Source organism: Pseudomonas sp. W2Jun17 (genome assembly GCF_023127795.1).
GTDB lineage: Bacteria > Pseudomonadota > Gammaproteobacteria > Pseudomonadales > Pseudomonadaceae > Aquipseudomonas > Aquipseudomonas synxantha_A.
Genome location: NZ_SPKO01000029.1, coordinates 275,577 through 286,178 on the forward strand (window position 1 = coordinate 275,577; position 10,602 = coordinate 286,178).

General features: G+C 59.5%; 16 protein-coding genes. 1 reads left to right on the plus strand and 15 read right to left on the minus strand.

Annotated features, from left to right (window positions below; all coding sequences use genetic code 11):
- Window positions 1-5 precede the first annotated feature (5 nt).
- Genes E4O98_RS18395 through E4O98_RS18410 form a run of 4 tightly spaced genes read right to left on the minus strand, consistent with a single transcriptional unit; the run spans window position 6 to window position 4,593 of the window.
- Window positions 6-1,100: a minor capsid protein gene (locus tag E4O98_RS18395; RefSeq protein ID WP_248135968.1), complete on the minus strand. Its 1,095-nt coding sequence runs from the start codon at window positions 1,098-1,100 to the stop codon at window positions 6-8.
- Window positions 1,036-2,493, minus strand: coding sequence for a DUF4055 domain-containing protein (locus tag E4O98_RS18400; protein WP_248135853.1), 1,458 nt, complete (start codon window positions 2,491-2,493; stop codon window positions 1,036-1,038). The genes E4O98_RS18395 and E4O98_RS18400 overlap by 65 nt, the downstream gene beginning before the upstream one ends.
- A complete protein-coding gene (locus E4O98_RS18405) occupies window positions 2,493-3,983 on the minus strand; it encodes a terminase (RefSeq protein WP_228308538.1) in 1,491 nt (496 codons plus the stop codon). The genes E4O98_RS18400 and E4O98_RS18405 overlap by 1 nt, the downstream gene beginning before the upstream one ends.
- 1 nt (window position 3,984) lies before the next feature.
- The gene (locus E4O98_RS18410; protein ID WP_248135854.1) at window positions 3,985-4,593 is read right to left on the minus strand and encodes a hypothetical protein; all 609 of its coding nucleotides are present in this window, start codon (window positions 4,591-4,593) and stop codon (window positions 3,985-3,987) included.
- Window positions 4,594-4,680: 87 nt separating this feature from the next.
- On the opposite strand from E4O98_RS18410, the gene E4O98_RS18415 reads away from it, so the two are divergent.
- Window positions 4,681-4,890 (plus strand): hypothetical protein, encoded by a 210-nt coding sequence (locus tag E4O98_RS18415; RefSeq protein ID WP_248135855.1) that lies wholly within the window; start codon window positions 4,681-4,683, stop codon window positions 4,888-4,890.
- 31 nt (window positions 4,891-4,921) lie between these two features.
- Here the strand turns inward: E4O98_RS18415 and E4O98_RS18420 are convergent, their stop codons facing one another.
- From E4O98_RS18420 to E4O98_RS18470, 11 genes are all read right to left on the minus strand, one after another.
- On the minus strand, window positions 4,922-5,176 hold the full coding sequence (locus E4O98_RS18420; RefSeq protein ID WP_248135856.1) for a hypothetical protein: 255 nt from the start codon (window positions 5,174-5,176) through the stop codon (window positions 4,922-4,924).
- Complete coding sequence (locus E4O98_RS18425) at window positions 5,173-5,361, minus strand: hypothetical protein (RefSeq protein WP_248135857.1); 189 nt, start codon at window positions 5,359-5,361, stop codon at window positions 5,173-5,175. The genes E4O98_RS18420 and E4O98_RS18425 overlap by 4 nt, the downstream gene beginning before the upstream one ends.
- A complete protein-coding gene (locus E4O98_RS18430) occupies window positions 5,358-5,549 on the minus strand; it encodes a hypothetical protein (RefSeq protein WP_248135858.1) in 192 nt (63 codons plus the stop codon). Before E4O98_RS18430 ends, E4O98_RS18425 begins: the two co-directional genes overlap by 4 nt.
- 49 nt (window positions 5,550-5,598) lie before the next feature.
- Window positions 5,599-5,916, minus strand: a complete 318-nt coding sequence (locus tag E4O98_RS18435) for a hypothetical protein (protein ID WP_248135859.1) — start codon at window positions 5,914-5,916, stop codon at window positions 5,599-5,601.
- Window positions 5,916-6,287 (minus strand): chemotaxis protein, encoded by a 372-nt coding sequence (locus tag E4O98_RS18440; RefSeq protein WP_248135860.1) that lies wholly within the window; start codon window positions 6,285-6,287, stop codon window positions 5,916-5,918. The genes E4O98_RS18435 and E4O98_RS18440 overlap by 1 nt, the downstream gene beginning before the upstream one ends.
- Window positions 6,288-6,465: 178 nt before the next feature.
- Window positions 6,466-6,753, minus strand: a complete 288-nt coding sequence (locus E4O98_RS18445; protein ID WP_248135861.1) for a hypothetical protein — start codon at window positions 6,751-6,753, stop codon at window positions 6,466-6,468.
- Window positions 6,754-6,917: 164 nt separating this feature from the next.
- Window positions 6,918-7,604: a hypothetical protein gene (locus E4O98_RS18450; protein WP_248135863.1), complete on the minus strand. Its 687-nt coding sequence runs from the start codon at window positions 7,602-7,604 to the stop codon at window positions 6,918-6,920.
- Complete coding sequence (locus E4O98_RS18455) at window positions 7,601-8,215, minus strand: recombination protein NinG (RefSeq protein WP_248135865.1); 615 nt, start codon at window positions 8,213-8,215, stop codon at window positions 7,601-7,603. Before E4O98_RS18455 ends, E4O98_RS18450 begins: the two co-directional genes overlap by 4 nt.
- A complete protein-coding gene (locus tag E4O98_RS18460; protein ID WP_248135867.1) occupies window positions 8,212-8,727 on the minus strand; it encodes a hypothetical protein in 516 nt (171 codons plus the stop codon). The genes E4O98_RS18455 and E4O98_RS18460 overlap by 4 nt, the downstream gene beginning before the upstream one ends.
- Before the next feature lies 1 nt (window position 8,728).
- Window positions 8,729-9,535: an ATP-binding protein gene (locus tag E4O98_RS18465; RefSeq protein WP_248135871.1), complete on the minus strand. Its 807-nt coding sequence runs from the start codon at window positions 9,533-9,535 to the stop codon at window positions 8,729-8,731.
- Complete coding sequence (locus E4O98_RS18470; RefSeq protein ID WP_282445145.1) at window positions 9,525-10,370, minus strand: replication protein; 846 nt, start codon at window positions 10,368-10,370, stop codon at window positions 9,525-9,527. Before E4O98_RS18470 ends, E4O98_RS18465 begins: the two co-directional genes overlap by 11 nt.
- Window positions 10,371-10,602: the final 232 nt, after the last annotated feature.

The following is a 10,602-nucleotide window of genomic DNA, read 5'->3' on the forward strand; positions in this document are numbered from 1 at the left end:
CTATCTCAACCTGGTTGAGCGCCGAGTGTAACGCCTGCTCGGGTGAACATGTCAGGTTCGGCGTCCTTAAGCTGCGCCAGGGTCAGCGGCTTGAACGACTTGTCGAGCTGCAGCTTGGCGAACTTCTCCGGCGTCAGCCCTCCATCGCGGAACAACTTGCCCCGGACCGGGCCGAGGGCATGATCCTGGAAGCTCGCCGGTTGCGTTGCTAGCCACTCGTAATAATTCAGGCCAGCGTCGACCTGGGCCCCGCCGTTATCGCCCACCGAGGCGCGCGTGGCGTCCTTCGCGAACATCTCCGAAAGCCTGGTGGTCGGCACCGTAGTTGACCGGCAGTTGATGTGCGCCGGCGGCAGCGGGCCTTTGCCCAGGTCGAAACGCATCCCATCCAGGCCCTTACATTGCTGCGAGGTCTTGCGGTCGAGCGTCGACACCCAGCGATAGCCCAGCACCACGTCGCTGTTGGCCTTTAGCGTCTCCATTCGTGCCGTGGTGGCTACGTGCTGGATTGCCGTCTGCACCACGGCGGCAGCATTGCGGTTGCTCACCGCCAGGACGCCGTCCGTGAAGTTCTGCGCCGCGGTGCCGCGAATCGCCTGGATGATCTGGGAATTGGCCTGACCCTGGCCGAAGCCCAGCCGGATCGTGTTCGTGACGCGCATCGTCTCGGTCCGCGTCCAGCCGCTGACGAAGCTCTTCAACAGCTTGCCGCCGTCGATGCCCTTTACCTGAAGCGGATAGGAGAACACCGCCGCACGGATGACCGTGTTGGTCGGCACCACCGCGTCGATGGACAGTGCATTGCTCAGGCTTTTGGCCTCAAAGCTCGCCTCGTACAGCGCGATATCGACCAGATCGGCCTGCACCAGGTCGCCGTAGGCCTTGTATATCTCCAGCAGCTTGCCGTCGACCCGGGCCAGGAACTGCTCAAGGCGGTCCCGGCTGTAGGTGGTCAGTTCCTTGCGGGTGAGTTGATCCCGCACCAGCTTGTCGATCTGGCGCAGGTACTTCTCGAACTTCTTGACCTCGCCGGCCTTAAGTCGCTCCAGCATTACCGAGTGGCGCGTCGTCTGCTCCAGCAGTTGGCTGTCCGCCTGCACCAGGTTTGTCGATGGCATCGTCTTTGTCCAAGTTGATGCCGGCCGACTCGCGCTCATCGCTGATCAGTTCGGCTTCGTCTTCGTATGGGCGCTCCGGCAACTTGCCGGTGGTGAGGTACTGCCAGTAGGTGTCGGCGCTGATCGTGCCGGCCATCACGCCTTTCAGCAGCTCAGCGAGCACCTGGGCGTCGACCACCGGGGTAACGAACTCAGGGTTAACCTTGAACTTGACCTGCTTGGGGTCGTAGCCCTTCCACTCGGCGGCGTATCGAAGGCCCTGCTCCACCGCCTCGGCCACAGTGATGACGATGCTGTGCAACGTGGCGTGCTGGTCGTTCTGGCGCGTCTTCCGGGCCTCCCCCGACTCAGTGCCGCCCACGTCCATGACCTTGGCGCCGGCTTCAAGCGCGGCGTTCTTTTGGTCATCCATTGCCTTGCGGACAGCTTCGATGCCGGCGCCCTGAAACTCAAGGTAGCCGCAGGAGCCCGTCGGACCAAGATCCCAAGCAGCGGATGGGCCGGTGACGCTCAGCTCCACATCATCCATCCCTGCTACCCACGGCTGTGGATGGCTGGTGTAGTGCAACGACGTGAAGTAGTCAGCGCTCAACTGGTAGGACTTCAGCGCGGCCCGTGCCATGGTCAGCAACGGTACCTCGTCGACGTCCGGCGAGTTGTCGGTCGATCCGCAGTAGATCACCGGCAAGTACGACAGGCCTTTGACCAGGCGGTTGTCCGTACCTGTTGTGCCCAGTGGTTTCTCATCCTCGACGAGCTCACCGCCCTCATTACGCACAGCAGTGTGGCAAACGTCGCCCTGCATGAAGAACTCTCGGAACACCGTGTCGCAATCATGGCTGTAGCGATCCCCGCCTTTCTTGCGGAACTCGCGGAACACCGAAAGCACCAGGTCTTGCCGGCCACCTTGATCAGCGGTATCCCAGTTAATCGCGTTGCGGGTGGCGTACGTGGAGAAATACGGCTCGCCGCTCTCATCAATGTTCACCACCAGCGGCACCCGGCCGTGGGAAATGGCCTGGCGCACCATGCGGAAGAACAATTGCTTCAGGCCGAAGCCATCCGCCGTAGCGTTGTCCTCCAACCCCTTCAGACCGGAAGGCAGCTCAATCTCAGGGATAAGCCTGGAGACCAGGCCCATCATCGAGCGCAGCGAGTCGCGCACCCAGTGCTCGTACTGAGCCCGATTGGTGTAGTTCTGATACAGGTACTTGTTGCCGACGCCGTCGAGCTTTTCAGCCTCAACCATGCCGCTCGGCTTTGGCAGATTGCGCTCATTGCGCTTCACGGCGCACTCGCCCTCGAGCGCGTCGTCCATCATCTCCCACTCGGCGATGTGCGCGTCGTAGTCGGGGTTTGTCGATTGCACTGGCATCAGGCCAAGCCTCCAATTCGGCGTGTTCCGCCTGTGCGTTTGCGTCGGCCCATCGAGACGGCGAAGTAGCGGAAGGCGTCCGCGCCGTGCGATGACCAGTCGTGAAGTGGTTTGTCTTTCCAGCAGCCCCGCTTGTCGTCCCACTCCTTTCGGTAGTTCTCCAGACAGGAAATACCCAGCTCGCACTTGGACTCATCGAAGGCACAGGCCGGAAGGATCTCCCGAACCTGCTCAATGCCTTCGTCGATGCCGAGCTTTGGAACAACGCTGAACTTGAGGCTGTATTTATGTCCGTCGATCTCGTAGCCCTCACGGGCCAGTTCGCGCCGGGTCTTGCCGTCGCTGCCGAATTCGCGGTTGTCGATGTCGTGCGGGCCCCAGTGATCGCCATACGTGTATTTGCGATCCTTGAGCACCTTCATGTAGTGCCGCAGGCCTTCGCCGCTGTTCTCGTAGAAATCGATGACGTGGTATTCCTCGCCGACGATCCGAACGAACCAGATGGCCGTGGAGTCGCCGACGCCGATATCCCAAATCGTGTGGACCGGCAGATGACTGTTGTCCGGTAGCGGGCCGATCCTCTGCGCGCCATACAGCTTGGTGAACTGCTTGGCATAGTAGGCGCCCTCGATCGACTGCTGAAAGGCTTCCGCCGGCAGTGACGGGTATTCCCGCTTCATGTCGTCGCCAAGAGTCTTCTCCTTGGCGGCGTACCAGGCTCGCTGGCCTGGGTTCGTGTCAATGCCGTGCTTCGCGAACAGCTCGTTGAAGTAGTCGGTCAGGCGCTGCGGGAGGACAACGTCAGTCGGGTCAAGCCAGTAGGCCTTGTTCTTCCACCAGGAGAAGAAGAAAAACTTCCAATCCAGCTTGCCGAGCGGTGCACCGGCCAGTTGCTGCCGTTCCGCGCTCTGCGAGTAATCGAAGAAGTAGCCCGCCCGGCCCTCCGCCGTCGATTCAATCGTGACAAAGCAATCGGTGGCGACGGCCTCGAAGGCGCCGGTGACGATCTCCCGCGCCTTGTGCGGAAACTTGGCGCAGATCTTCCCGAACTCGGATACGTGCAGATACCGTAGAGTCCCGCCCCGGAAGGACGTGGACACGTAGAGCGATCCGCCCTTGCTAAACACAAGCTCACCAGCAGCATCGTTAGAAGCAGGGTTGGCAGCGCGTATCTCAGCAGGAAGGTTGTCGTAGGCATATTTGACCTTCTCCCGGAACAGGCGCTTTGCGTCGTTCAGGGTGTGAGCGATCAGGGCGCACTTGGCGGACTCGAACAGGGCCGCGTCGAGCTGGATGATGCAGCACTCTGTTGTGAAGCCGAGCTGCCGGGCCTTCAGAATGATGTTCCGAGTGTGCATCCCGTCGAAGTATTCGATCTGCTCATCCGTCATCCGGAAGCGGACCTTCTTGCCCTGCTTGTCCGTGATGAAGTAGAGGTTGTTCAACCGCCAGCGCTTATCCCGGAGCAGCTTCAAGTGCTCGGGCTTCATGTCAGGCTTCCTTCGATAGATCGTCCATCAGTTTCGAGAGCGCGTCGGCGTCACTGCCGCCAGATTTGGTGTCGAGGTCGTAGGCCTGGCGCTCCAGGGAGATCAGGGTCTTCAGCGTCTCGGCCATTTCCTTCATCGCCTTGGAGCGGCCAGGCAGGCTGATCACCTTGCCATACAGTTCGTTGCGCTTATCGAAGCCGTTGTCGTCCGGGTCGCGCATCAGCTCGCCCAGCTCCTCGAACAGCTCACGGTTATCTGTCAGGCCTTCCAGTTCATCCAGCAGTTTGTTCGTGAGCCGGCGGCCGCGCGAGATATCGCCACGGTGAGCCATCCGCACATTGGCGATGACCTCAGCGTTTACCTCGATGATCTCTCTTTCGGTATCCGCCTGTTTGGTGGATACCTCAGTGGATACCGTGCGTTTGGATACCAGCGAATCAGCCTTAGCCTGGATCTTCGCCTTGAGGTCTCGCCCCCATCCATCCCGCTTGGCGCGCTTGTTGATGGCGCCATGGGTTATGCCTTGAGTAGAGGCGATCTCTCGGATGGAAAGCAGGCCCGCCCGGTAGGCACGTTCGATTGCCTCCCAGTCGGGTTGCTTGGTTGTCATAAATTGTCTCAGGTAAGCCTAAAGGCGGGATTGAAATAGTGGCGCGTTGCCGGTATTGGTGAAGTTAAATCTCCAGAGGCAACAAATATGTCTGAATTCTTCAAAAACCTACGCGCACGGGATGGTTACGGCAGCGAAACCACGGCTGATGCCCGCGAAGCCGCAGTGGCTGCTGCTTTGGTGTTGATCCAAGCTAAAGTCTCAAACTCGCCGGAGCGCCATGCAATTGTGCAAGAAGAATTAGGAAGGCTCTCAGCTTACGCAGATCTGATTCAGGCAGCATTGAAAGTAAAGTGATCCACTCGTGCCGCACTCACTTGCGGCACACCTACCCCGCCCCGCCTTCCAGAAGTACGTCAATCAGCTTCTGCTCACCCAGGCGCATCGCACCCAGGCATTGCAAGTCGTCGCACTTCGGACCGAGGCCGAACACGGTCACCTCTCCCTTTGCACCGATCAGCGTCAAGGCGCCTACGGTGCATTCAGGATGCTCACCCGCGTCCAGGTCGTCGGCGATCTTGCGCAAGGTCTTGGCAGCATCGCGCCAGTCCTCCCGCTTGAACTCCAGAACCTTGATGGTCATTTGGTCACCTGCTGCAGCCACTCTTCAATGATCCGCTGCACCACGGGCTCAGTTAGGATTGAGGACGGCTTGTCGCCAGCGATCACAGATTGAACCAGGGCGTGCGGGATTACGTGAGCACCATCACTGGCTACCACCATAAGGTGCGGGCGCTGCTCAGCGATGTCATGGATGGTCGCGGTCATTGCGTCACCATCTGGTGTGTCTGTGCATGGGCGTGACCGTGGAGCAGTCCAACGATCAGGCCTTGGGGCAGACCGGCTTCCTTGGCGGCATCTACAGCGTCGGCAATGGCCTTGTCGAGAGCGCTTACCGCTGCGTTTATGCCCGGACTCATTGGCAGTGCGTGGCGCAGCCGGGTGACGTTGCTCATCTGCAAAACCTCGCGCCACGATTTGGCGCATTCGAAAACGTGGCGCGGATTACTGCGCTACCCGATTCAGGGCCTCATCAGCCTTGTCGGCAGCCTGGGCGGCGGTGGTTGCTGCCTTTGATGCCTTCTCTGCGGCGGTGCCGGTCTTGCGGGTCAACTCTTCCAGCAGCCGGTCACGCTCAATCATCGCTGCGTCGTATGCACGGCGAATGTCCTGAACCTGGTTGCTCTGCTTCTCAGCGAGTGACCAGTAGGCGGCTTGGTAACCCAGGACTGCCCCACCACCAACCAGCACAACAGCAATGGCCCAGACCTCGGTCCGTCGCCACCAGCGGCGCGCGATAAACTCCAATGCACATCTGTCCATCAGGCGATACCTCCCAGCTTGGTACGCAGGCAAGTGATCTCGTCGCTCTGTTGCGTCACGCGGTCAGTGAGTTGGGCGACCTGGCTGGTCAGCGCTTCGATCTTGCCTTCCATACGCCCAACGGCGGCGGCCAGGTCATTCCGCTCTTTCGCGAACTGATCGGCGCGGGCCTCGGCCTCTTTGCGGGCAGCTCGTTCCTGGTTCAGCAGTTCGTTTAGTCTTTTAAGCGTGCCGATATCAGCACTATCCATGGCGCGGTCGGTTGCGTCCTTGGAGAGGAACCGGCGCAGCCATAGCAAGCCGCCCAGCACTACGGTGGCGCTACCGCCCAGCCAGGTAGCTGTGCCTGGGCCGAGGTCAGTAGGATCCATCGTCACTCCATGAAGAAAATGGCCTTCGCCAGTAATAGGTCAGCCCCGGCGGCACTCCCTGCTCAGAGCGAAGGGTGTGGCGGGGCTGAAAACGAAAAAGCCCCGCACAATGGCGAGGCTCATGTAAAACAGTTGGCTGACTCTTAAGCTAAATCCGGACGTCGCTAGATACCGCGCCTCACTCGTCGGTTTCGTTATAGGTGTCCCTTACAGTTCCAAGCTTTTTGGAGCCATGGACAGCTTCCCCAGCTGCATCAAGAACATCGACATCATATCCAGGGTAAATTTTCTTGAACCCACTCTTCCACTCGGAGACAGTCATGTCGTTTTTTGACTTATTTTTACGCTGGTACTGCGGCATATCCTTTTTGTCGCCCCGAACGTCCTTTCCATCCAAGGTCTTAAACCGCACATCAAACTCTTGAATGTCCCAGATCTTCTTCTCAACGTTTTTTACCATTGGCACAACGACACCCCATCCTTAGTTAAAGTTGAGGCGCTATCTTCTTCAATGGTGGCACTTTGTCAACAAAAACCCGGCTCATAGGCCGGGCTCAGAGTTGCGTGTGCGTTTCGCGTTACTTGTGCACTATGGGAAAAGTACCCGCAAAACCCCACCATGTCAACATATTACGCTGCACTTTCTTCTTTCTCCGCGCAAATCACCTGCCAAATAGGCTCTTGTGCCTGATCATCCACTTCTTTTATGGCTGTTCGCAGGAAGTCCCAAACATCCTTCCAGTCCCTATCCCAGTGCTTGGGCTCGATATGCACGCCATAGATCTTGAGCATTCCCTCTGCTACACGAGCCGGCCCCCATTGAGCCCCGCCATGCGCCTCCAGCTTGTAGGACTGCAACGCCATAGTGATCATGCAGTGCGCTTTCGCTGCTTTGGCATCGCTCAGCGCAGAGAGGTCCACGTCGTTCCAGATCAGCTTCTCGGCGTTCAGCACGTGAACCATGGTCATGCAGGGGTGGTACAGATAGTGCCCGAACTGTTGCACCTGGAATGGCAGGGTGCCGATGGCGCGCAGGACTTTACCAATGGTGGCCAGGTGTGCAGCGCGGGCCGTGGACTTGCCCGCGGAGGTGCGCCTGGTTTCGCTGATGCTGATCCGCTGCCCAGGCACGGAGAAGCGTCCGGCCTCCTCCCCTTTCTCGGTACCCATGGCTGGGAACTGGGCGTCACGCTTGCCGATGCGCCCTCCAGTCTTCACCGGTGCCGACTCTGCCCGGTCAATTGCTACAGCGCTGATCGACGCGTTCGATTCATGCTGAGCTTCGGTCCATACCTGCCTTGCGTTGATCAGTTTCATGCTGCCTGCCCCTTCTTGAGTTCTTTGGTCTTTGCCCGGTATTCGGCGGTCATCGCCTTCAGCTCTTCCACGGTGTATTTCTTGGCCTCATGAGGGCCTTCAAGCCATGCCACCTTTTCCTCGCCAATTCTCTGTAGGAGCGAGATTCTGTAATTGATGAGGTTTCCTGAGAGGTGGTTATTGCACGGGGCGCACTGCTTCCAGGCGTTGAGCGGTTCAAACCTCAGCTCTGGGTTCGCTCCTACAGTGCGGTAATGGCCTGCGTGATACTGACCTTCATGGTGGCGGCCGCAGCTGATGCATGGCTGACCAGCATCACGCGCCCGTATCCATGCATTGAATGCCTGCTGCGTGTCTTTGAGGTGGTCCGCCCTACTCTTCAGCTTCTCCTTGCGGACCTTGATGTCGTGGCGACCAACATCCGCCAGGGCCTTCTTGGCGCTCGCCTGGCCCTTCTCTGACTTGCCGTAGGAGATGGCGCACTCGATCTCGCCGCACACAGCCTGCGAGCCGCGGGCAGGCGTGAACATCACTCGGCACTCAGGGCAGCGTTTGCGGCGTGGACTACCGGACGTGAGCGGGGTTTTGCGTTGTAATGGGGTGCGCCTCATGCGGCCTCCTTGAATGCTTCGAACTCTGCCATTTCGGTCAGGCGCTCTTCCGTGAGCGTCGGCCAGTCATGCAGTACCAGGTACGCACAGCACTGGCGCCAAAAATCTTGGAATGTCTCCTCCCCCATCGAATCGTAGGAAAGGCTGCGGGGTGTCTTGCGGGTGAGCTGGCCCAGGCCGGGAATGTCGAACAGTTCCTCGTCGCAGTACACGCCAGACTCCAGTTGCAACGCCTTGATGGCGTCGTGTGACTGCTTGCCGGAGAACCGATCGATGTTCTGGCTCAACACTCGGCCCAGGCCATGGACCAAGCCATTGAACCGTGGATTACGTGGCTGCTTGAGGTCGGCACGGACCTTCGCGTTCATCTTGAATTCACGCTCGCGCAGGATCGATCGGTCGGCGTCGGAGGACGGCACGAACGCGGCCACCTCCTTGCCCGTGGCTGGATCGACCAGGCGGCGCAGCACCAGGTACACAGGCATTGGGCGAGGCTTTGCCGGCTTGGTCATGTCAGACCCCCTCCTTGCCGCGCTGCGATTCCCACTCGAACGGGATGACGATTACCCCGCCCTCCCGCAACCGATCAATGCAGCGCTCACCGAGTGCATCTGGCAGCGTCTTCGCATCAAGGTTGGAGACGACCACAGTCGGGCGCATTTGCTCGTACCGACCGTTGATGATTGCGAAAAGCGTGGTCAGCTCGAAGTCGCTGGGCTTTTCTTTGCTGACGCCGATCTCGTCCAAGATGAGCAGCGAGGGGCTGATCAGGCTCGACAGGATTTGGCTTTCGCTCTGGTCACTGGAGTGGTCGTAGGTGGCACGAATTGACTGAAGGACGGCGCCGATGGTTCGGTACACCGCAGTTGCGCTGGACTTGGCCATGATCTCGTTGGCGATGGCGACAGACAGGTGTGTCTTGCCGGTACCGGGCTTGCCCAGCAGGAGCAGGCAGCGGCCCGATTCGGCGATCTGCGCGAACTCAGCGGCATACCGGCGGCAGGTGTTCAGCGCTTTTCGCTGCTCGGCGCTGGTAGCAACGTACCCGTCCAGGGTCTTGCTGGCGAAGCGTTTTGGGATCAGCGCGGCGCCGAGCTTTCGCTCCATGGCCATGCGTAGCTCCATCGCCTTGTTAGCCAGCTCAGCAGCTTCAGCCTTCTCGCGAATGATCCGGCTGCACTCAGGGCAACCACTTCTCAGCTCTTTGCCGAGTACTGGGAAGACCTTCTGTTCGTACTGGCCGTGGGTCTCGCACTCAGCGGGCTGGACGCGGGTGCCCGGCGGTAGTTCAGGCGCTGGGGGAATTGGCTCAGATCGCATAGGAACCATCCTCAAGCTGGATCAGGCCATCGGTGTAGTTGCGTTCAGCAAATCCGGTGTGGCGCGACTGAGGGGCCGGCACCGGTGCGGACTCCGCCAAACGCTTAATCACCCAAGACGCCTTGAAGCCCTGCCAGCCAGAATTGAGCGCTTCAGTGATTGCAACGTCTGCGGTGATACCAGCCTCGGCGCACTTGGCCAACTCGGCGTTCACGGTTGACCAGACGGTGGCGGTCACCGCTGCGCGCTTGGTCTTGCGCTGGGTCAGCCAGTCGGCCAGAAGTTGCTCAGGTACGTTGTGCGGGTTGTCGGCCAGCAGTTGGGCCATGCCGAACGGAGCCTTGCGATCAAGCTTTGGAGGTTCGGCTGGCTCCTGGGGCGGATTAATCTCTTTCGTAGAAAGAGTTAATAGGGGTTCTTTCTTTGTATAAAGAAGGGAGTCGTAGGTTTTGGTCTGTTTCGCGGCTGAGCCGATTCGGACCACTTGAGCCGAATCAGACGATACGGTCTGTTTCGGCTCTACGACGAAGATCCACTCTTTTGGGTCGCAAACGCCGATATCACCGCGTGCCCCCCCCTCTCGATACAGCACGCGACGGCGCAGCAGGCCGGAGATTGCCTTCGACACCGTGTCGGGGTGGATGTGGGTTGCCTTAGCGATATCGACCGCCGGGATGCGATGGGCACCCGTGCTGAAGTTCAAGGTGGCCTTGGCCACGTACAAAACGATCTTCATCTCGCGCGCCGACAAATCGATGGCCATCAAGCCATCCATCATCTGGTTGTCCATTCGGGTGAACCCCCGAGGGTTGTGTATCGGAACAATGTTTGGCATGATTTCTCTCGCTTACCGCTGTAGAAGAAGCCGACCTCGACCGTCGGCTTTTTTGTGCCTGTAATTCAGGCGATGGATTTCAAATTCGGCCGGGCGTCCTTCATCAACTGCTCAGCCTTGCGCCCCAGCTCTCCCGCCTTCGCCTCAACCTGGCGGCACTGCTTGGCGAACGCCGGTAGGTGCGGCAGGTCCTGCTCGCACATCACCTGGTCGTCAAACACTTCGCTGCCGG